We start from the raw sequence: 21,354 nt of genomic DNA, 5'->3' as shown, positions 1-21,354 counted from the left end.
TCTCCTGGACGCACAACGCGGGAAGCCAACATCGCCCGCGCAACGCCGTACAGCGGTCACGCAAGCGGCGGGAAACTAAAAAGTACGGAATCAACGGCCATCCCCTGGCCCCTCTTGGACGGTGTCCCCATGAACGATCACCTGCAGCGCGCCGCGGTGCCCGCCGCGCAAGGTCTGTATGACCCGCAAAACGAACACGACGCGTGTGGCGTCGGCTTCGTCGCCCATATCAAGGGCAAGAAGAGCCACGAAATCATTCAGCAAGGTCTGAAGATTCTCGAAAACCTCGACCACCGGGGCGCCGTGGGCGCGGATCCGCTGATGGGCGACGGTGCGGGCATCCTGATCCAGATTCCGGACGCGTTCTATCGCGAAGAGATGGCGCGCCAGGGCGTGACGCTGCCGCCGTCCGGCGAATACGGCGTCGGCATGATCTTCCTGCCGAAGGAGCACGCCTCGCGTCTCGCGTGCGAGCAGGAACTCGAGCGCACCGTGCGCGCCGAAGGCCAGGTCGTGCTGGGCTGGCGTGACGTGCCGGTCGACCATGCGATGCCGATCTCGCCCACCGTGAAGGCGAGCGAGCCGCTGATCCGCCAGATCTTCATCGGCCGCGGCAAGGACGTGATGGTCACCGACGCACTCGAGCGCAAGCTCTATGTGATCCGCAAGACTGCGAGCCACCGTATCCAGGCGCTCAAGCTCAAGCACGGCAAGGAATACTTCGTGCCGTCGTGCTCGGCGCGCACGATCGTCTACAAGGGCCTGCTGCTCGCGGGCCAGGTGGGCGTGTACTACCGCGACCTGCAAGACGAGCGCGTGGTCTCGGCGCTCGCACTCGTGCACCAGCGCTTCTCCACGAACACCTTCCCGGCGTGGGAGCTGGCTCACCCGTACCGCATGATCGCCCACAACGGTGAAATCAACACCGTGAAGGGCAATGTGAACTGGCTGAACGCCCGTACTGGCGCGATCGCCTCGCACGTGCTCGGCGACGACCTGCCCAAGCTCTGGCCGCTGATCTACCCGGGCCAGTCGGACACGGCTTCGTTCGACAACTGTCTCGAACTGCTGGTGATGGCAGGCTACCCGCTCGTCCACGCGATGATGATGATGATCCCGGAAGCCTGGGAACAGCACACGCTGATGGACGAGAACCGCAAGGCGTTCTACGAGTACCACGCCGCGATGATGGAGCCGTGGGACGGCCCCGCCGCGATCGCCTTCACCGACGGCCGCCAGATCGGCGCGACGCTCGACCGTAACGGCCTGCGTCCGGCGCGCTACATCGTCACGGATGATGATCTCGTCATCATGGCCTCGGAAGCCGGCACGCTGCCGATCCCCGAGTCGAAGATCGTCAAGAAGTGGCGCCTGCAGCCGGGCAAGATGTTCCTGATCGACATGGAGCACGGCCGCATCATCGACGACAAGGAACTCAAGGACAACCTCGCCAACGCGAAGCCCTACAAGAGCTGGATCGACGCCGTGCGCATCAAGCTCGACGAGATCGAGCCGAAGGCGGAAGACGTCGCCACGGCGCGCGCCGAAGCCGCTGCGCTGCTCGACCGTCAGCAGGCGTTCGGCTACACGCAGGAAGACCTCAAGTTCCTGATGGCGCCGATGGCGGCATCGGGTGAAGAGGCTGTCGGCTCGATGGGCAACGACTCGCCGCTGGCGGTCATGTCCAACAAGAACAAGACGCTCTACAACTACTTCAAGCAGCTGTTCGCGCAGGTCACCAACCCGCCGATCGACCCGATCCGCGAAAACATGGTGATGTCGCTCGTGTCGTTCATCGGCCCGAAGCCGAACCTGCTCGACACCAACAACATCAACCCGCCGATGCGTCTCGAAGTGTCGCAGCCGGTGCTCGACTTCAAGGACATTGCGAAGATCCGCGCGATCGAGCAGTACACGGGCGGCAAGTTCAGCAGCTACGAGCTGAACATCTGCTATCCGGTGGCCTGGGGCAAGGAAGGCATCGAGGCGCGTCTCGCGTCGCTGTGCGCGGAAGCCGTCGACGCGGTCAAGTCGGGCTACAACATCCTGATCGTCTCGGACCGCCGCGCGGACCGCGGCAATGTCGCGATTCCGGCGCTGCTCGCCACCTCGGCAATCCACTCCCACCTCGTGCAGCACGGTCTGCGCACGAGCACGGGTCTCGTTGTGGAAACAGGTTCGGCGCGCGAGACGCACCACTTCGCGCTGCTCGCCGGTTTTGGCGCGGAAGCCGTGCACCCGTACCTCGCGATGGAAACGCTCGCGCAGATGGCGCAGGGCCTGAAGGGCGACCTGTCGGCGGATAAGGCCGTCTACAACTTCACCAAGGCAGTGGGCAAGGGCCTGCTCAAGGTGATGTCGAAGATGGGCATCTCCACGTACATGTCGTACACGGGCGCGCAGATTTTCGAAGCGGTCGGCCTCGCGGACGACCTCGTGCAGAAGTACTTCAAGGGCACGGCATCGAAGGTGGGCGGCATTGGCCTGTTCGAAGTGGCAGAGGAAGCGATCCGCCTGCACCACGACGCATTCGGCGACAACCCGGTGCTCGCGAACATGCTCGACGCGGGCGGCGAGTACGCGTACCGCGTGCGCGGCGAAGACCACATGTGGACGCCGGACGCGATCGCCAAGCTCCAGCACTCGGCGCGCAGCAACTCGTACCAGACGTACAAGGAGTACGCGCATCTGATCAACGACCAGACGAAGCGTCACATGACGTTCCGCGGCCTGTTCGAGTTCCGCCTCGACCCGGCGCGCGCGATCTCGATCGACGACGTCGAGCCCGCCAAGGAAATCGTCAAGCGCTTTGCAACGGGCGCGATGTCGCTCGGCTCGATCTCGACCGAAGCGCACGCCACGCTCGCCGTCGCGATGAACCGCATCGGCGGCAAGTCGAACACGGGTGAAGGCGGCGAAGACGAGAAGCGCTACCGCAACGAACTGCGCGGCATTCCGATCAAGAACGGCGACACGATGCGCTCGATCATCGGCTCCGAAGTCGTGACGGACATCCCGCTGAAGGATGGCGACTCGCTGCGCTCGAAGATCAAGCAGGTTGCGTCGGGCCGCTTCGGCGTGTCGGCGGAGTACCTGTCGTCGGCGGACCAGATCCAGATCAAGATGGCGCAGGGCGCGAAGCCGGGCGAAGGCGGTCAGCTGCCGGGCCACAAGGTTTCGGAATACATCGGCAAGCTGCGTTACTCGGTGCCGGGCGTGGGCCTGATTTCGCCGCCGCCGCACCACGACATCTACTCGATCGAAGACCTCGCGCAGCTGATTCACGATCTGAAGAACGTGAATCCGGTTTCGTCGATCTCGGTGAAGCTGGTGTCGGAAGTGGGTGTGGGCACGGTCGCGGCCGGCGTGGCGAAGGCCAAGGCCGATCACGTCGTGATCGCCGGCCATGATGGCGGCACGGGCGCTTCGCCGCTCTCGTCGGTCAAGCATGCGGGCACGCCGTGGGAGCTCGGCCTCGCCGAAACCCAGCAAACCCTGGTGCTGAACCAGCTGCGCGGCCGTATCCGCGTGCAGGCCGACGGCCAGATGAAGACGGGCCGCGACGTGGTGATCGGCGCGCTGCTCGGCGCGGATGAATTCGGCTTCGCGACGGCGCCGCTCGTCGTCGAGGGCTGCATCATGATGCGCAAGTGCCACCTGAACACCTGCCCGGTCGGCGTCGCGACGCAAGATCCGGTGCTGCGTGCGAAGTTCTCGGGCCAGCCCGAGCACGTCGTGAACTTCTTCTTCTTCGTTGCCGAAGAAGTGCGCGAAATCATGGCGCAACTGGGCATCCGCAAGTTCGACGATCTGGTCGGCCGCGCCGATCTGCTCGACACCCGCAAGGGCGTGGAGCACTGGAAGGCGAAGGGTCTCGACTTCTCGCGCGTGTTCTACCAGCCGCAAGTGGGCGCCGAAGTCGCGCGTATGCACGTGGAATCGCAAGACCACGGTCTGGACCGCGCGCTCGATCACACGCTGATCGAGAAGGCGAAGGCCGCGATCGAAAGCGGCGAGCACGTCTCGTTCATCCAGCCGGTGCGCAACGTGAACCGCACGGTGGGCGCGATGCTCTCGGGCGTGGTTGCGAAGAAGTACGGTCACGACGGTCTGCCCGACGACTCGATCCATATCCAGCTGAAGGGCACGGCGGGCCAGAGCTTCGGCGCGTTCCTCGCACGCGGCATCACGCTGGATCTGGTCGGCGACGGTAACGACTATGTAGGCAAGGGCCTGTCGGGTGGCCGGATCATCATCCGTCCGACCAACGACTTCCGTGGCAAGTCCGAAGAAAACATCATCTGCGGCAACACGGTGCTGTACGGCGCACTCGAAGGCGAAGCCTTCCTGCGCGGCGTGGCGGGCGAGCGCTTCGCGGTGCGCAACTCGGGCGCGACGGCCGTTGTGGAAGGCACGGGCGACCATGGCTGCGAATACATGACGGGCGGAACGGTGGTCGTGCTCGGCGAGACGGGCCGCAACTTCGCGGCAGGCATGTCGGGCGGCGTGGCTTATGTCTACGACCCGGAAGGCACGTTCGCCGGCAAGTGCAACAAGTCGATGGTCGCGCTCGACCCGGTCCTGCAACAGGCCGAACAGGAACGCACCGTGGACCGCGCGCTGTGGCACGCGCGCGAAACCGACGAAGTGCTGCTCAAGGGACTCGTCGAGCGTCACTTCCAGTTCACCGGCTCGCCGCGTGCGAAGGCGCTGCTGGAAAACTGGGATGCGGCGCGCCGCCAGTTCGTGAAGGTGTTCCCGACGGAATACAAGCGCGCACTGGGCGAGCTCGGCGCGAAGAAGGCGAACCAGGAAGAGCTGGCCGCTTAGTTTTCGCGACGACGACGCCAAGACGAAGGAGCGCCCGCCGCGCGACATGAGTTACGACAACTCGCGCGGCGGCGGGCGCGGTCCCCTCACCGAATTAGATAGAGATAGACGAGAACCAAATGGGCAAGGCAACCGGTTTTCTCGAGTTCGAGCGCCAGCATGAGGCGTACGAAGCACCACTCACGCGCGTGAAGCACTACAAGGAATTCGTCGCGGCGCTCTCCGACGCCGACGCGAAGGTCCAGGGCGCGCGCTGCATGGACTGCGGCATCCCGTTCTGCAACAACGGCTGCCCGGTCAACAACATCATTCCGGACTTCAACGATCTCGTGTTCCGCCAGGATTGGAAGAGCGCGATCGAAGTCCTGCACTCGACCAACAACTTCCCCGAGTTCACGGGCCGCATCTGCCCGGCGCCGTGCGAAGCGGCGTGCACGCTCGGCATCAACAACGATCCTGTAGGCATCAAGTCGATCGAGCACGCGATCATCGACAAGGCCTGGGCTGAAGGCTGGGTCGCGCCGCAAGTCGCGAAGCACAAGACGGGCAAGAAAGTGGCTGTGGTCGGCTCGGGCCCCGCAGGCCTCGCCGTCGCGCAGCAGCTCGCGCGCGCCGGCCACGATGTGACCGTGTTCGAGAAGAACGACCGCATCGGCGGCCTGCTGCGCTACGGCATCCCCGACTTCAAGCTGGAGAAGTGGCTGATCGACCGCCGCATGCGCCAGATGGAAGCCGAAGGCGTGACGTTCCGCACCAACGTGTTCATCGGCAAGGGCGAATTGCCGGCGCACATTGGCAATACGGCCAAGCAGACCATCACGCCCGCCGAACTGAAGGAACAGTTCGACGCCGTGGTGATCGCGGGCGGTTCGGAAACGCCGCGCGATCTGCCGGTGCCGGGCCGCGAGCTGGAAGGCGTTTACTACGCGATGGAGTTCCTGCCGCAGCAGAACAAGGTCAACGCGGGCGACAAGCTGCCGGACCAACTGCTGGCCAAGGGCAAGCACGTAGTCGTGATCGGCGGCGGCGATACGGGCTCCGATTGCGTGGGCACCTCGAACCGCCACGGCGCGAAGAGCGTCACGCAGTTCGAGCTGCTGCCGCAGCCGCCCGAGGAAGAGAACAAGCCGCTCGTGTGGCCGTACTGGCCGGTCAAGCTGCGCACCTCGTCGTCGCATGAGGAAGGCTGCTCGCGCGACTGGGCGGTCGCTACCAAGCGCCTCGAAGGCAAGAACGGCAAGGTCGAGAAGCTGATCGCGGCGCGCGTCGAGTGGAAGGACGGCAAGATGGTCGAAGTGCCGGGTTCGGAGTTCGAAATGAAGGCCGATCTCGTGCTGCTCGCGATGGGCTTCACGCAGCCGGTCTCGCCGGTGCTCGAAGCGTTCGGCGTCGAGAAGGACGCGCGCGGCAACGTGCGCGCCGCGACCGAAGGCGAGAAGGCGTACTACACGTCGGTCGACAAGGTCTTCACCGCCGGCGACATGCGCCGCGGCCAGTCGCTCGTGGTGTGGGCGATCCGTGAGGGCCGTCAGTGCGCACGCTCCGTCGACGCGTTCCTGATGGGCAGCTCGGAGCTGCCGCGCTGAGATGGGTTGAGTAGATTCAAGCCGGCGAGCGATCCTCGCTGGCCGCAGTGGGCAACACGCAGTAAACACCGTCAAGCCGGGCCGCCTGTAAGGGTGGTCCGGCTTTTTTTCGCTGGCTTCCGTCGAGGTGGGCCGTCGCTGCGCGGGCCGGCGCAAGCGCATAAGGCCAGCAAACACTGGCAGGCGCGCTACCATGGGGCGGTTTTCCTCATCCCGAGGCCTGCCGATCATGTCCGAAGCCCGCGAGACCGATCAATGGCGGCGCTGCTTCGTCGCGCTCGCGCCCGATGCGCCTTCGCGCGACGCACTCGCCGCGCTCGACGTGCCGCCCAACGCGCGCCGGGTGCCGTATGCGCAGTTGCATCTCACGGTGGCGTTCATTGGCGCGATGTCGTTCGCGCAGGGCGAGTCGCTCGCGGCGCGCCTCGCCGAGCGTACGGTGCCGCCTTTGTCTCCATTCCCGCCCGCGTCCGTCACCAGGATCGAGTGCTGGCCGGGGCGTGCGCAGCCGCGCTTGATGGTGGCCGTGCTGGCCATGTCCGATGCGTTCACGGCGCTCGACTGGCGGGTGCGCTCCCTGATGGGCGAGGTGGGCTTGCCGCTCGATGCGCGCGCGTTCCGGCCGCACATCACGCTGGCGCGTTTTGCGCGCGACGCGCGCGGTGGGCCGCATGAGAACGGAGCGCCGGCGCTGCCGCCGTTGCGGTTTACTTCGCTCGTGCTGTATTCGAGCACGCTCGCGCGGCAGGGCGCGCGTTATGAGGCGCTCGCGAGCGTGGCGGTCTAACCCGCTCGACGCCGCAATTAGCGTCGATACCGCTCCAGCGTCAACCCATCGAGATCGATCTCGGGCTTGCGTCCGGCGATCAGATCGGCGACCACACGTCCCGAGCCCATCGACATCGCCCAGCCGGTCGAGCCGTGGCCGACATTGAGCCACAGCCCTTGAACGCCGGAACGGCCGAGCAGCGGCGCGCCGTCGGGGACCATCGGCCGGCGTCCGACCCAGAACTGCGCGGAAGAAGGCGTGGCCGCGTGCGGAAACCAGTCGTCGAGCACTTTCATGAGCGTTTGCAGCGCCTGCTCGCGCAGCGTCGTGCGGTGATCGCCGAGCTCCGCGGTGCCGGCCACGCGAAGGTAGGGCCCGAAGCGCGTGATGGCGGTCTTGAGCGATTCGTCCATGAGTGCGGCGCGCGGGGCTTTCTGCTCGTCGACCACGGGCAGCGTGGCCGAGTAGCCCTTCACCGGATACAGCGGCACCCGCACGCCGAACGGCGCGACGAGCGCCGCGCTTTCCACGCCGAGCGCCACTACGACGGCGTCCGCCGCGAGCGTTTGCGGCTCGGTATCGGCTACCTCGTTCAAGTCCGCGGGGCGCAGCACTTCGGCGGGCGCGCGGCGTTGCTCGCGGCGCTGCTCCCGCAGCTCGCGGCGGTTGTTCGCCGTGCGCCGCCCGGGCACGGGCCGCACGCGCACGCCGCTCACCCGGCCACCGATGGCTTCGAGTGCGAGCACTTCGGTGTCGAAAACGAACTTCACGCCGCTCGTCTCGCACACGGCACGCAGTTCGCGCGTGAAGCGTGCGCAGTCGCCGGCCTCGTCGTCGGGCAGATAGATGCCGGCCACGGGTTTCAAGCTCGACCACGCGAGGCCCGGCTCGATCTGCGCGCAGCCTGCGGCGTCCAGTTCGCGATAGGCGATGCCCGCGTCGCGCAGCACGCCCAGCGCCGGTTGGGCGAGTTCGACGTCGTAGTCGCTGCGAAAGATCTGAAGGTAGCCCTGGCTGCGCCCATATTCGAACGCATGCTGCGCGCGAAACGCGTGCAGGCACGCGCGGCTGTAGTAGGCGATGCGCTGCATGCGCTGCTTGTTCATGCGAAAGCGCTCGAGGTCGCACTCGCGCAGCCAGCGCGCGATCCAGCGCCATTGCGCGGCATCGAGCGTGGGCCGGAAAATCAGCGGCGAAGCGGGCTTGAGCAGGTACTTGACGAGCTTGGCCGGCATGCCCGGCGCGGCCCAGGGGGTGACGTACCCCGGCGCGATCACGCCGGCGTTGCCAAAGCTCGTGCCGAGCGCGACGCCCGGCTCGCGCTCGATCACCGTGACGTCGCAGCCCCGTTCGCTCAGGTAATACGCAGTGGCGACGCCGATCACACCGGCGCCGAGGACAATCGTTTTCATGCCGGTCGTAGTGAGTGGGGCGGGAACGGACGGTGTTGCACCACGTTCGCGCTCATTGTGCAGTGGGGTCCGCCGAAGGACGGGCAGACTCGCTGCCGGTCGCAGTTGCGGGATCGTCGGTCAGCGCCTTGCCCTTCGTTTCTGGCAGGCACAGCGCGGAGACGATCACGAGCAGATAGCCCGCGCCGGCCACCGCGCCGATCGCTTTCACGAGTGCCGTGGTCTGCGCGAGCGTGCCCACGAGGATCGGGAAGAACGAGCCGAGGCCGCGCCCGAGGTTGTAGCAGAAGCCCTGGCCCGAGCCGCGGATCGCATTCGGATAGAGCTCGGAAAGATAGGCGCCCACGCCCGCGAAGATCCCCTGCACGACAATGCCGAGCGGAAAGCCGAGCAGCAGCATGGCGGTGTCGGTGATCGGCAGCATCGTGTAGGCCATGCCGAGCGCGAACGAGCCGATGGCGAACAGGATGAAGGATGCGCGCCGGCCGATCTTGTCGCACAGAATGGCCCCGACGATATAGCCCGTGAACGAACCGACGATCAGCACGACCAGATAGCCGCTCGTGTTGAATACCGACAGATGGCGCACGGTTTTCAGATAGGTGGGAAGCCAGGTGGTGATCGCGTAGTAGCCGCCCAGCATGCCGGTGCACAGTGCGCTGCCGAGCAGCGTCGTGGCGAGGTGCGCGGGCGCGAAGATCTGCAGGAAATGGCCGTGCGTTTCGCCGCGCTCGCGTGCGCGGCGCGTTTGCAGGAACACTTCGGGGTCGCTCACGTTGCGGCGCACGTAGAAAATCCACAGTGCGGGCACGATGCCGATCCAGAAGCACGCGCGCCATGCGTACTGCTCGGGCAGCAGCGCGAAGAACGCCCAGTAGAGAATGGCGGCGGCGCCCCAGCCGAACGACCAACTGCTCTGCACGGTGCCCACCGCTTTCGCACGGTGTTGCGGCGAGCGGATCGTCTCGGCCATCATGATCGTCACGACCGACCATTCGCCGCCGAAGCCGATGCCCTGCAGCGTGCGCGTGGCGAGCAGTTGCCAGAACGAATGCGTGAAACCGGACAGAAATGTAAAGAGCGCGAAGGTGGCGATGGTCCACTGGAGCACGCGCACGCGGCCGTAGCGGTCGGCGAGGATGCCCGCGAGCCAGCCGCCGAGCGCCGAGGAGATCAGCGAGCTCGTCGCGATCATGCCGGCCTCGCTCTTGGTCATGCCCCAGGCGGCGATGAGCGTCGGGATCAGGAACGAGTAGATCATGAAGTCGAACGCGTCGACCGCATAGCCGCCGAAGCCGGCGTAGAGCGTGCGCCGCTCGCGCTCGTTCAGCTCCCTGAACCACTGGAAAGATCCCATTGTGCCGTCCCCATATTTGTTGTGCGCGCAACGACCCATGAAGCTGTGAAGCGGTGAGTCGCGCATGCGGTGTCCGGCGGGGCGGGCATCGCAGCAGGCGCTCGAACGGCGCTATTTTACGGTGCGAAAGGCATTCGCGGGCAGGGGAGTTGAAGGTCGGGGCGTGCGGTGGGGCAAGTGATGCCTGCCTGGGCGCCTCGCCCGGGGGGCTTCGGGGCGGTGTGCGAAGCCCGTTGCGCCGGGCCTCAGCCCAGCGTCAGGCCGCCGTCGACGTGGATCGTCTGGCCGGTGATATGGCGTGCGGCGTCGGACAGCAAAAAGGCGATGAGCTCGGCGATGTCGGCGGGTTCGGCCACGCGGCCAAGCGGCGTGGCCTCGGCGGCGCGCGCCCAGGCCGGCGCGTTTTTGGGCGACGGGCCCGCGTCCTTGCGGGTGTAGCCGGGCGCCACGCAGTTCACGGTCACGCCGTGTGGCGCGAGTTCGGCGGCGGCGCTCCTGGCGAGCGATTCGAGCGCGGCCTTGGCGGCCGCAGTGGCGGCGAACGGCGCATCGGCGCGGTAGCGGTGCGCGACGAACGAGCTGAGCGCCACCACGCGGGCGTGCGCCGAGCGCACCAGCGCAGGCCGAGCCTCGCGCACCAGCGCCGCGAATGCGGCGGGCATCGAGGCGAAGGTGGCGGCGAGCGTGTCGGGCTCGAGAGCCGTGAGCGCCTGACGCTGCGCGTGGCCCGCATTGGCGACCAGTTGATCGAGCGCCGAAAAGCGCGCGAGCGTTGTTTCGACGAGCTGCTCGGTTGCGCCTGCAACGGCCAGATCGGCGCAGGCCGTCGCGCAGGCCGCGCCTTGCGCTTCGCATGCTGCGGCAACGGCGGCGAGGCGCGCTCGCGCCGCGTCATCGGCGCCGCGCGCGTGCAGCATCAGCGCGACGCCGGGCGCGGCCAGGCGCCGCGCGAGCGCTGCGCCAATGCCGGAGCCTGCGCCCGTGATCAGGACGACGCGCGTGTTGGTATCGCCGCTCACGCCGCGACCCGCTCCTCAGGCGTGCGCTCGATCTCGAGCGTCTCGGGATGGTATGCCGCGAGCGACTCGCGGTGCGCCACGCTCACGATCGCCGATTTCGGCAGTCGTTCCATGAAGAGCTTGTAGAGACGGCTTTCGTTGTCGGGGTCGAGCGCGCTCGTTGCTTCGTCGAGGAACAGATAGTCGGGCTTGTGCAGCAGCACGCGCGCGCCCGCAAGCCGCTGCTGCTCGCCCGGCGAGAGCACGCGGGTCCAGTGCGCGGACTCGTGCAGGCGATCCACGTAGTCTTCGAGACGGCATGCGCATAGCGCTTCGCGACAGTCTTCGTCGCTGTAGTCGTCGGCGGGCGAGGGGTAGGTGAGTGCGGCCTTGAGCGTACCGATCGGCAGATAGCTCTGCTGCGGGATGAACATCATGCGCGCGTCGACGGGCGCGTCGATCGAGCCCTCGCCGAACGGCCAGAGGCCCGCGAGTGCGCGGATCAGCGTGCTCTTGCCCGCGCCCGAGGGGCCGCGCACGAGCCAGCGCGAGCCGGGCTTGATGGCGATGTCGCGCACCTCGGAGAGCGGCGTGCCGTTGGGCAGCGCGAGCTTGAGATGCGTGGTCGAGAGGGCGTTGTTGTCGACGTAATGCAGATTGATGCCGCCGTGCTCGGTGGCCGGCGAGACACTTTCCTTCAGGCGCGGCGAGTGCACCACGCGCACGAATTCGCGCAGACGGTTCACGGTGGCGCGCCATTCGACGAGGGTGGAGTAACTGTTGATGAACCACGAGAACGAGTCGCTCACGGTGCCGAATGCACTCGAAATCTGCATCAGCACGCCGAAGGTGAAGGCGCCCGCGAAGTAGCGCGGCGAGGCCACGACGATCGGAAAGATGATGGCGATCTGACCGTAAAAGCTCAGCACGAAGGTGAGGCGCTTCGTGTACTTCATCACGCGCCACCAGTTGTCGCGGATGTGGTGGAACAGGCCCTGCGCGTTGCTGCGCTCGGTGTCCATGCCGTCGTAGAGCGCGATCTGCTCGGCGTTTTCGCGCAGGCGAATCAGGCCGAAGCGGAAGTCCGCCTCCACTTTCTGCTGCTGGTAATTGATCGACACGAGCGGATGGCCGACCTTCTGGATCACGAGCGAACCGAACACTGCGTAGAGCGCGGCGGCCCACACCATGTAACCCGGAATCGTAATGGGCGTGCCGCCCACCGCGAACGTGAGCGCGCCCGCGAGCGACCACAGGATCATGATGAAGGAGACCAGCGTGACGACAGTGGAGAGCAGGTCGAGCGTGAGCGAGAGCGTGGTGGTGGCGAACGACTGGAGGTCGTCGCTGATCCGCTGGTCGGGGTTGTCGGCGAGGCGGTCGCGCTCGATGCGGTAGAACGCGCCCTGGCCGAGCCATTCGTTCAGGAAGCGCGTGGTGAGCCACTGGCGCCAGCGAAACCCGAGCATCTGGCGCAGATACCGCCCGTACACCGCGAGGATGATGAACCCGAACGCCAGCGCGGTGAAGATCATCAGCAGATGCGGGAACTGTTTGGCATCCTTGTTTTGCAGCGCGTTGTAGAAGTCGCGGTTCCAGTCGTTGAGCTGCACGTTGATCCACACGACGGTGAGATTCATCGCGATGATCGCCACCAGCAGGCCCCAGGCGACCCAGCGTTCCTCGGACACCCAGTAGGGCTTGATCAGACTCCAGGCCGTGATCTTGTGATGCTCGTTCTGATCCGGCGTGGCGCGGGGAGTGAGGTTGGTCATGTGCGTCCTGATGTTGTGCCGGCCCGCGGCCGGAATAGACGATACCCGCCGCACGCAGCGCCGGGGCGCAGCGATTGTGTCCCGAAGCGCTTAAGCAAGACTTAATCGCCAGCGCGCGGCGTCCGGGCGACTGGGGTGCGACATTGTCTCACCGCCCGTGCGAGCTGGGCGATTCACCGCGGTTTGGGCATTGTGCCAGAGCGGAAATGGCCGGCCGTCCCGTGGTGGTTTGCGGCGTGCGCGGCTTTTGTGGTCTAATGACCGCTGACGAAACAGGGGTGCTTCACTGGTATACCGCAGTGAGGCTGAGAGAGACCCTTCGCACCCGATCCGGGTAATACCGGCGCGGGAAGTTTCCGGAAAGTCTTGCTGGCGTCATGATTGATGAGTTCGACCGGTCGGTTCGATTCGGCCGGGTTCATTCAGGCGTCCAGATTCCCGCCGGGCAGCACGTGCCGCGCATGTCGGGTTTTGCGCTTCACGTCGTTTGCACGGCCGGCCTTGCCAGCCGGTTTCGTCCTTGGGTACGCATGCTTGTTTGCCGTACGGAAAGGATACGATGACCGTCTCTTCTACACCTTATTCTGATCATTCCCCGGTTTTTGCCGGTGCTTGCGCGTCTGCGTCCGCGATGCCCGATTTCGCCGTGCTCGGCGGCGGGCTATGCGGACGTCTCGTGGCATGGCGTCTTGCGGGCGCGGGGCATCGCGTGGCGCTCTATGAGCGCGGCGGGCCCGAGGGCGGCGAGTCGGCCGCCTGGATCGCGGCGGCGATGCTCGCGCCGCTGGCCGAGGCCGCCGTCGCCGAACTGTTGATCACCGAGTTGGGCATGGCCTCGCTCGAGACCTGGCCGCGCATTCTCGCCGAGTTGCCCGAGCCGGTGTTTTTCCAGCGCAACGGCACGCTCGTGGTCTGGCACCACGCCGATCGCACCGAGGCGCCGCTGTTCGAGCGCCGCGTGCGCGCGAACGCGCCGCGTGCGCTGGCCGACGCCAATTTCACGACGCTGGCGGCCGCGCAGATCGACGCCGCGGAACCGGCGCTCGCCGGGCGCTTCGCGCGCGGCTGGCTGCTGGCCGGCGAAGGCCAGCTCGACAACCGCCAGGCGCTGGCGGCGCTGGCAGCGGGTCTCGCGCAGCGCGGCGTGCAAACGCACTGGCATACGAGCGTGGATGACGCGAACCTGCCGCGCGCGCGCGTGACGATCGATTGCCGGGGCCTCGGCGCCAAGCCCGCGCTGCCGGCGCTGCGCGGCATTCGCGGTGAGGTGGCGCGCGTGCATGCGCCGGGCATCGGCCTCAGGCGGCCCGTTCGGCTGCTGCATCCGCGCTATCCGCTCTATATCGCACCGAAGCAGGACGATGTCTATGTGATCGGAGCGACCGAGATCGAGGGCGAGGACCGCTCGCCCGTGAGCGTGCGCTCGGCGCTCGAATTGCTGAGCGCGGCGTTCGCCGTGCATCCGGCCTTTGGCGAGGCGCGCATTCTCGAATTGAATTCGCAGTGCCGTCCGACGTTGCCCGATCATCGTCCCGCGCTCATCTGGGACGGTGGGCGGGACGACGGCCGGGGGAGCGGCACGACGCTGCGCGTGAACGGACTCTATCGCCACGGCTTCATGATCGCGCCCGCCGTGGCCGACGAAGCGGTGCGCGTGGCCGAGGCGCTGCTGGCGGGCCAGCTCGCCGATGCCGACGCCTTCGAGTCGCTGCGTCGCGAGTCGCGCTGGGCGTCGATGCTGCACGCGCCGCAGGGTGCCCACGAGCCCGCTTGAACCGCGGCGGCTCGAGCGCGCTCGGGAGCCGATCGCAAGCGAAAGCCGCGAGCGCGACACCACAAACAGGAGCCGAGGCGCACGGTTCGCGCCTTGCCGGAAACAACGTAGTCAGACGAATTGCCATGGATATTCAGATCAACCAGAAGCCGCTCACGCTGCCCGAAGGCGCGACCGTCGCCGATGCGCTCGCCGCCTTCGGCGCGCGTCCGCCGTTTGCCGTCGCCGTGAACGGCGATTTCGTCACGCGCACCCAGCACGGTGCGCGCACGCTTTCGGCGGGCGACCGCCTCGACGTCGTCAGCCCGGTGGCCGGCGGCTGATCGCACACGCGATCCCGCCGCTTTGCTCGCTTTGCGCGCGCCGCCCGTCCGCCGCCACCTGCCCAGGATTCAAGCCATGACCCATCATCAGACCGCCGATGCACTTACGCTGTACGGCGAAACCTTCGCGAGCCGCGTGCTGCTCGGCACCTCGCGCTATCCGTCGCTGCAAGCGCTCTCCGATTCGATGGAGGCCGCGCGCCCCGGCATGATCACCGTCGCGCTGCGGCGCCAGATGAATGACGGCACGGCGGAAGCCGGTTTCTTCGATCTGCTCAAGCGCCACGGCGTGCCGTTCCTGCCGAACACGGCGGGCTGCCTCACGGTCAACGAGGCGATCACTACTGCGCACATGGCGCGCGAAGTCTTCGAGACCGACTGGATCAAGCTCGAACTGATCGGCGACGACTACACGCTCCAGCCCGACCCGGTGGGCCTGATCGAAGCCGCCGCGCGCCTCGTGAAGGACGGCTTCAAGGTGCTGCCGTACTGCACCGAAGACCTCGTGATCGGCCGGCGCCTCCTCGATGCGGGCTGCGAGGCGTTGATGCCGTGGGGTGCGCCCATCGGCACGGGCAAGGGCGTGATCAATCCGTATGGCCTGCGCGTGCTGCGCGAGCGGCTGCCCGACGTGCCGCTGATCGTCGATGCGGGTCTCGGCCTGCCGTCGCATGCGGCGCAAGTGATGGAGTGGGGCTTCGACGGCGTGCTGTTGAACACGGCCGTGGCGCAGGCCACGCACCCCGAGGCGATGGCGCGCGCATTCGCGCTGGGCGTCGAGGCGGGCCGCACCGCGTTCCTCGCCGGACCGATGGCCGAGCGCGAGGCGGCCGTGGCGAGCACGCCCGTGGTCGGCATGCCGTTCTGGCATCAGGATGGAGGCGAGCAATGACCCAAACGCTGCGAATCAAGGATCGCGAGCTGTTCTGGCCGCCCGCGGACGAACTCACCGAAACGGCGGAGCGCATTCGCGCCCGCCTCGGCGACTGGCAGCCCACGCACGCGCCGTGGCGCCTGTGCCTGACGCCGCCCGACACGCCCAATGGCGGCGACCTGATCGTCGTGACCGACGCCGCGCCGCATCTCGCGAACATCGCGCGCTGGATGACCAATGGCGCGGGCGTGATCGAGGCGGCCGGCACGCCCTCGGCGGGCCGCGCCACGCTGCATCTGGGCGGCGAGCGCTACGCACTCGAAGGCACGCTCGCGGAGGACTGGATCCCGGCGCTGGCGGCGTTTCTCGACTGCGGCTTCGATCCGCACGATGCGCTCGTGCTGGCGCTCGCCTGGCGCGACGGCGACGAGCAGCAGGACGACGCATGGCCGATCGACATCGCCCGTTTTCCGCGCGTGCTCGGCCTGCCCGATGCGCCCGCGCAGCCGTTCGCGCCGTGCCCCGCGAAGCTCGGCCTCTATCCCGTGCTGCCGACCGCCGACTGGGTCGAGCGCGTGCTCGATTACGGCGTGAAGACCGTGCAGCTGCGCAGCAAGCAGCCGAAGTCGCCGGAACTCACGCGCGAGATCGAGCGCTGCGTCGCGGCGGGCCGCAAGCATGACGCGCAGCTCTTCATCAACGACCACTGGCAGGCGGCGATGGCCGCGGGCGCGTACGGCGTGCATCTGGGCCAGGAAGATCTGCGCAAGGCGGATCTGAACGCGCTTGCCGCATCGGGCATCCGCCTCGGTCTGTCGACGCACGGCTATTTCGAGATGCTCACCGCGCTGCATTTCCGGCCGAGCTACATCGCGTGCGGCGCCGTGTTCGCCACCACGACCAAGACCATGCCGACGGCCCCGCAAGGGCTCGCGCGTCTGGCGCGCTACGTGCAACTGCTCGACGGCGTGGTGCCGATGGTCGCCATCGGCGGCATCGACTTTGCCGCGCTGCCCGCGGTACTCGCAACCGGCGCGCCCAGCGCGGCGGTCGTGCGCGCCGTCACCGAGGCCGCCGACCCGGCTGCCGCGGTTGCTGCGTTGCGCAACGCGTTTACGCAATAATTAGCCCGCTTCGCCGCTGGCCGCACGCCGGATTCGTTCCGGGCCGGCCGGCGCGCAAGCGCGAGCCGTGGCGTCCTCGGGGATGCCCGACTTGCATCAAGGGGCTTGGGCGTGCCACGGCAGCATTCGTACGATGGCCCTATAATCCCGCCTTCGTATAAATGGACTGCCTGCTACGTGCCCTCGAACTCTGAGACCCTTCTGGAGCTGCGCGACGTCGACTTCGGCTACGGCGACCGGCTCGTCCTGTCCGGCCTGAACATGCGCTTTCGGCGCGGTCAGGTGGTTGCGGTCATGGGCGGCTCGGGCGGCGGCAAGACCACGGTGCTGCGGCTGATCGGCGGCCTCGTGCGCGCCCAGCGCGGGCAGGTGCTGTTTCAGGGTCAGGACATCGGCGCGCAATCACGCGACAGCCTTTACGCGCTGCGCCGGAAAATGGGCATGTTGTTCCAGTTCGGCGCGCTCTTCACCGACATGTCGGTGTTCGAAAACGTTGCGTTTGCGCTGCGCGAACACACCGATCTCCCCGAAGAGCTGATCCGCGACCTCGTGCTCATGAAGCTCAACGCGGTGGGCCTGCGCGGCGCGCGCGACCTCGCGCCTTCGGAGATTTCGGGCGGCATGGCGCGGCGCGTGGCGCTGGCGCGCGCAATCGCGCTCGACCCTGAGCTCATGATGTACGACGAGCCGTTTGCTGGTCTCGACCCCATTTCACTCGGCATCACCGCGAACCTGATCCGTACCTTGAACGACGCGCTCGGCGCCACGTCGATCCTCGTCACGCATGACGTGCCCGAATCGTTCGCGATTGCCGATTACGTCTATTTCCTCGCGAACGGCCACGTGCAGGCGGAGGGCACGCCCGCCGAGCTGCGCGCCTCGACCGACCCGATCGTGCGTCAGTTCATCGACGGCGCGCCTGACGGCCCGTTCCGCTTTCACTACCCGACGGACGTGCCGCTCGACGCGGACTTCGGCGTCGGCGGAGGCCGCTCATGATCGGCGCCATCAGTTCGCTCGGCCGCGCGGTCCTCGACTCGATCTCGCGTGCGGGCCATGCCACGCGCTTTTTCATGCGCCTCGTGCTGGAATTCTTCCCGCTGCTGCGCCGTCCGCGCCTTGTCACGAAGCAGATCCACTTCGTCGGCAATTATTCGCTGCTGATCATCGCGGTGTCGGGCCTGTTCGTGGGCTTCGTGCTGGGCCTGCAGGGCTACTACACGCTCAACCGCTACGGCTCCGAGCAGGCGCTCGGGCTGCTGGTTGCGCTCTCGCTCGTGCGCGAGCTCGGCCCCGTCGTCACGGCGCTGCTGTTCGCGGGCCGCGCGGGCACCTCGCTCACGGCCGAAATCGGCCTCATGAAGGCGGGCGAGCAACTTACGGCTATGGAAATGATGGCGGTCGACCCGGTGCGCGTCGTGGTCGCGCCGCGCATGTGGGCGGGCGTGGTCGCCATGCCCATTCTGGCGGCCATCTTCAGCGCGGTCGGCATTCTGGGCGGCTACGTGGTGGGCGTGCTGCTGATCGGCGTGGACGCGGGCGCGTTCTGGTCGCAGATGCAAGGCGGCGTGGATGTCTGGGCAGACGTGGGCAATGGCGTGATCAAGAGCATCGTGTTCGGCTTCGCCGTCACGTTCACCGCGCTGTATCAGGGCTACGAGGCAAAGCCCACGCCCGAAGGCGTGTCGCGCGCGACCACGAGGACGGTCGTGTACGCGTCGCTCGCGGTGCTGGGCCTCGACTTCCTGCTCACCGCGCTGATGTTCAGCTAAGGATGGAGCGCGGGCGCCTCGTGCATGGCGCCGCCGCAACGGATTCTGATTGGAATGACGATGAAAAAGACTGCTCTCGACTTCTGGGTCGGCCTGTTCGTGGTGCTGGGCTTCATTGCGCTGCTGTTTCTCGCGCTGAAGGCCGGCAACATGAGCTCGCTTTCGTTCCAGCCGACCTACCCGGTCAAGCTCAAGTTCGACAATATCGGCGGACTCAAGCCGCGCGCGCCTGTGAAGAGCGCAGGCGTGACCGTGGGCCGGGTGGCGTCCATCGGCTTCGATACGAACACCTATCAGGCGCTCGTCACCATCAACATCGATCAGCAGTATCAGTTTCCGAAGGACTCGTCGGCGAAGATCCTGACCTCGGGCCTGCTCGGTGAGCAGTACATCGGGCTGGAGCCGGGCGGCGACACGGAAATGCTCAAGGCCGGCGACACCCTCTCCATGACTCAATCGGCGATCGTGCTCGAAAACCTGATCGGCCAGTTCCTCTACAGCAAGGCTGCCGATTCGGGGGCTTCGAAATCGGGTAACAACGCGGGCAACAGCGCCGGCAACAGCGCGGGCAACAGCGCCGCTGCGCCCGTGCCGGCCCCCGCGAACGGGGCTGGCGGCGAGCACGCCGCTCCCGCGCCGGCACCCGCGTCTGCGCCGGCTGGCTCGGGCGCGGCAGCGCAATAAGGAGAATAAAAAATGACGATCCCTCGCATGCGCACCCTCACGGCCGGGGCCGTGGCGCTCGCGCTGACGGCGTGTTCGACGGTGCAGACGCCGTCGAAGGACGATCCCTGGGAAGGCTTCAACCGCTCGATCTACACCTTCAACGACACAGTCGATCAGTACGCGCTCAAGCCGGTTGCAAAGGGCTACGTGAAAGTCACGCCGCAGCCGGTACGCGACAGCGTGACGAACTTCTTCGCGAACATCGGCGATGTCTACAACGCGGCCAATAATCTGCTGCAGTTGAAGATCGCCGATGGGGTCGAGGACGTCATGCGGATCGTGATCAACACGGTCTTCGGCGTGGGCGGCCTGTTCGACGTGGCGTCGCTCGCCAAGCTGCCCAAGCACAACCAGGACTTCGGTCTCACGCTCGGCCATTACGGTGTGCCGGCCGGCCCGTATCTGGTGCTGCCGCTGTTCGGTCCGAGCACCGTGCGCGACGGCGTGGGGATGGTGGGCAACTACTTCATCAATCCGCTTACGTACGTGAATCCGCCGGCGCTTTCGTGGGGTCTTTACGGTCTGGACGTGGTGAGCGCGCGCGCGAACCTGTTGGGCGCGAGCGATCTGCTCGAAGGCGCGGCCATCGACAAGTATTCGTTTATTCGCAACGCCTATTTGCAGCGCCGCCAGTACCTGCTCTCCGACGGTCATACGTCGAGCAATCTGCCCGATTACGGCGATGGCGCGCCACTGCCGAACTACGGCGAGCCCGATGAGGGTGCGGCCGTGCCCGCATCGGGCACGGCGGCGGCGGTTCCGGCATCGGGCGCTGCGCGTGCCGCAGTGCCGACGGCAGCCAGCATGGCGCCGGCCAGCCCCGACGGCGCGACACCAGCGCCCGCGACGCCGGCATCAGGTGCCGCGGCACCGGCGGGCGCATCCGGCGCCGCGGTGCCGGGCGAACAGTTCGTTCCGCCGGCGCGCATTGGCATTGGCGCGCCGGGTCTGCTGCGCCTGCATTGATTGGGCCAGGCGGTCCTTGTCCCGGCCCTTAAATCTGACGTAACAAGCTGAAACGCTTGTCGCAGTTTCTTGGCACTCTTTGACTCGGTGCCTTGATGCTCGCGTGATATCGTTGACCTCCAACGGGGCGTTGTTCCCCAACTTGCAGGACTCGCTATGAAGAAATTCTTTCTGTTCCCGATTTTCGCCATGTTTTTTGCGTTTGCCGGCGCAGCGTCCGCGCAAACGGTCGACACCAACAACCCTGACGCCATGATGAAGTCGGTCACGCAGCAGGTGATGGACCAGATCAAGGGCGACAAGTCGATCCAGTCCGGCGACATCAACAAGATCACGGAGCTCGTGAACGAGAAGATCCTGCCGTACACGGACTTCCGCCGCACGACGCAGCTCGCCATGGGCCGCAACTGGCGCACGGCCACGCCCGAGCAGCAGCAACAGGTCACCGAGCAGTTCAAGACGCTCCTGATCCGCACGTACTCAGGCGCGCTTGCCCAGGTGCGCGATCAGCAGATCGAGTACAAGCCGTTCCGTGCGAGCCCGGACGATACCGATGTCGTGGTCCGTTCGACGGTCATGAACAACGGCCAGCCGATCGAGCTCGACTACCGTCTGTACAAGACGCCGCAAGGCTGGCGCGTGTATGACATCAACGTGCTCGGCGCATGGCTGATCCAGGCCTACCAGCAGCAGTTCCAGGAGAAGATCCAGCAGGGCGGCGTGCAGGGCCTCATCAGCTTCCTCACGCAGCGTAACCAGCAACTCGCCGCCGGCAAGGCCGCTTCGTGAGCGAGCGCTTCGCCACCGGCGCCACGCTGAATCTCGAGAGTGCGAATGCCACGCTCTCGGCGGGCCTCGCGCAGATCGCGGCAGGCGCCGGCGCCGTCGATTGCGCGTCGCTCACGCAGTTCGATTCATCGGCGCTCGCCGTGCTGATCGCATGGCAGCGCGCCGCGCGCGAGCGTGGCCTCACCCTCAGCGTTCTGAATCTCCCCACCGCGCTCGCGTCCCTCGCGCGCGCTTACGGCGTCGACTCGCTCCTCCACGAGCGACATTGACGCGCGGCGG

General features: G+C 66.8%; 17 protein-coding genes and 1 riboswitch. Of the genes, 13 read left to right on the top strand and 4 right to left on the bottom strand.

All coding sequences use genetic code 11. From position 1 onward, the window contains the following. Positions 1 to 129 precede the first annotated feature (129 nt). From P5W99_RS13575 to thpR, 3 genes are all read left to right on the top strand, one after another. On the top strand, positions 130 to 4,830 hold the full coding sequence (locus P5W99_RS13575; RefSeq protein ID WP_421024901.1) for a glutamate synthase-related protein: 4,701 nt from the start codon (positions 130 to 132) through the stop codon (positions 4,828 to 4,830). 119 nt (positions 4,831 to 4,949) lie between these two features. After that, entirely contained in the window at positions 4,950 to 6,416 is a 1,467-nt protein-coding gene (locus P5W99_RS13570; protein WP_421024900.1) for a glutamate synthase subunit beta, read from the top strand. Between the two features lie 229 nt (positions 6,417 to 6,645). Beyond that, positions 6,646 to 7,203 (top strand): RNA 2',3'-cyclic phosphodiesterase, encoded by a 558-nt coding sequence (thpR, locus tag P5W99_RS13565; protein ID WP_434661120.1) that lies wholly within the window; start codon positions 6,646 to 6,648, stop codon positions 7,201 to 7,203. A 17-nt stretch (positions 7,204 to 7,220) separates the two neighbouring features. On the opposite strand, the gene P5W99_RS13560 is transcribed toward thpR, so the two are convergent. The 4 genes from P5W99_RS13560 to P5W99_RS13545 form a co-directional block, all read right to left on the bottom strand. Beyond that, the gene (locus tag P5W99_RS13560; RefSeq protein WP_421024898.1) at positions 7,221 to 8,597 is read right to left on the bottom strand and encodes a D-amino acid dehydrogenase; all 1,377 of its coding nucleotides are present in this window, start codon (positions 8,595 to 8,597) and stop codon (positions 7,221 to 7,223) included. A 52-nt stretch (positions 8,598 to 8,649) separates the two neighbouring features. Further along, complete coding sequence (locus P5W99_RS13555) at positions 8,650 to 9,954, bottom strand: MFS transporter (RefSeq protein ID WP_421024897.1); 1,305 nt, start codon at positions 9,952 to 9,954, stop codon at positions 8,650 to 8,652. Between the two features lie 245 nt (positions 9,955 to 10,199). Beyond that, complete coding sequence (locus tag P5W99_RS13550; RefSeq protein WP_421024896.1) at positions 10,200 to 10,973, bottom strand: SDR family NAD(P)-dependent oxidoreductase; 774 nt, start codon at positions 10,971 to 10,973, stop codon at positions 10,200 to 10,202. Further along, positions 10,970 to 12,727 carry an ABC transporter ATP-binding protein/permease gene (locus P5W99_RS13545; RefSeq protein WP_434661118.1) on the bottom strand — a complete coding sequence of 586 codons (1,758 nt, stop codon included), beginning with the start codon at positions 12,725 to 12,727 and terminating at the stop codon, positions 10,970 to 10,972. The genes P5W99_RS13550 and P5W99_RS13545 overlap by 4 nt, the downstream gene beginning before the upstream one ends. A 264-nt stretch (positions 12,728 to 12,991) precedes the next feature. Further along, positions 12,992 to 13,096: riboswitch (TPP riboswitch) on the top strand. Positions 13,097 to 13,358: 262 nt separating this feature from the next. On the opposite strand from P5W99_RS13545, the gene P5W99_RS13540 reads away from it, so the two are divergent. The 10 genes from P5W99_RS13540 (at position 13,359) to P5W99_RS13495 (ending at position 21,344) form a co-directional block, all read left to right on the top strand. Further along, entirely contained in the window at positions 13,359 to 14,501 is a 1,143-nt protein-coding gene (locus P5W99_RS13540; protein ID WP_421024894.1) for an FAD-dependent oxidoreductase, read from the top strand. 125 nt (positions 14,502 to 14,626) lie between these two features. Then, positions 14,627 to 14,824 (top strand): sulfur carrier protein ThiS, encoded by a 198-nt coding sequence (gene thiS, locus P5W99_RS13535; RefSeq protein WP_028218467.1) that lies wholly within the window; start codon positions 14,627 to 14,629, stop codon positions 14,822 to 14,824. 76 nt (positions 14,825 to 14,900) lie between these two features. Further along, the gene (locus P5W99_RS13530) at positions 14,901 to 15,716 is read left to right on the top strand and encodes a thiazole synthase (protein ID WP_421024893.1); all 816 of its coding nucleotides are present in this window, start codon (positions 14,901 to 14,903) and stop codon (positions 15,714 to 15,716) included. Next, positions 15,713 to 16,822 carry a thiamine phosphate synthase gene (thiE, locus tag P5W99_RS13525; protein WP_421024892.1) on the top strand — a complete coding sequence of 370 codons (1,110 nt, stop codon included), beginning with the start codon at positions 15,713 to 15,715 and terminating at the stop codon, positions 16,820 to 16,822. Before P5W99_RS13530 ends, thiE begins: the two co-directional genes overlap by 4 nt. Before the next feature lie 177 nt (positions 16,823 to 16,999). Next, the gene (locus P5W99_RS13520) at positions 17,000 to 17,821 is read left to right on the top strand and encodes an ABC transporter ATP-binding protein (RefSeq protein ID WP_421024891.1); all 822 of its coding nucleotides are present in this window, start codon (positions 17,000 to 17,002) and stop codon (positions 17,819 to 17,821) included. Next, entirely contained in the window at positions 17,818 to 18,594 is a 777-nt protein-coding gene (gene mlaE / locus P5W99_RS13515) for a lipid asymmetry maintenance ABC transporter permease subunit MlaE (RefSeq protein ID WP_421044914.1), read from the top strand. Before P5W99_RS13520 ends, mlaE begins: the two co-directional genes overlap by 4 nt. Before the next feature lie 54 nt (positions 18,595 to 18,648). Continuing rightward, a complete protein-coding gene (gene mlaD / locus P5W99_RS13510) occupies positions 18,649 to 19,278 on the top strand; it encodes an outer membrane lipid asymmetry maintenance protein MlaD (RefSeq protein ID WP_421024889.1) in 630 nt (209 codons plus the stop codon). Positions 19,279 to 19,290: 12 nt separating this feature from the next. Then, the gene (locus P5W99_RS13505) at positions 19,291 to 20,286 is read left to right on the top strand and encodes an MlaA family lipoprotein (protein ID WP_421024888.1); all 996 of its coding nucleotides are present in this window, start codon (positions 19,291 to 19,293) and stop codon (positions 20,284 to 20,286) included. 156 nt (positions 20,287 to 20,442) lie between these two features. After that, positions 20,443 to 21,075, top strand: a complete 633-nt coding sequence (locus tag P5W99_RS13500) for an MlaC/ttg2D family ABC transporter substrate-binding protein (RefSeq protein WP_421024887.1) — start codon at positions 20,443 to 20,445, stop codon at positions 21,073 to 21,075. Continuing rightward, positions 21,072 to 21,344: an STAS domain-containing protein gene (locus P5W99_RS13495; protein ID WP_421024886.1), complete on the top strand. Its 273-nt coding sequence runs from the start codon at positions 21,072 to 21,074 to the stop codon at positions 21,342 to 21,344. Before P5W99_RS13500 ends, P5W99_RS13495 begins: the two co-directional genes overlap by 4 nt. The last annotated feature ends 10 nt before the right edge of the window (positions 21,345 to 21,354 follow it).

Origin of the sequence: Paraburkholderia sp. A3BS-1L (assembly GCF_051125215.1) — a bacterium.
Classification (GTDB): Bacteria; Pseudomonadota; Gammaproteobacteria; order Burkholderiales; family Burkholderiaceae; genus Paraburkholderia.
This window is presented reverse-complemented; position numbering and strand designations above follow the sequence as displayed.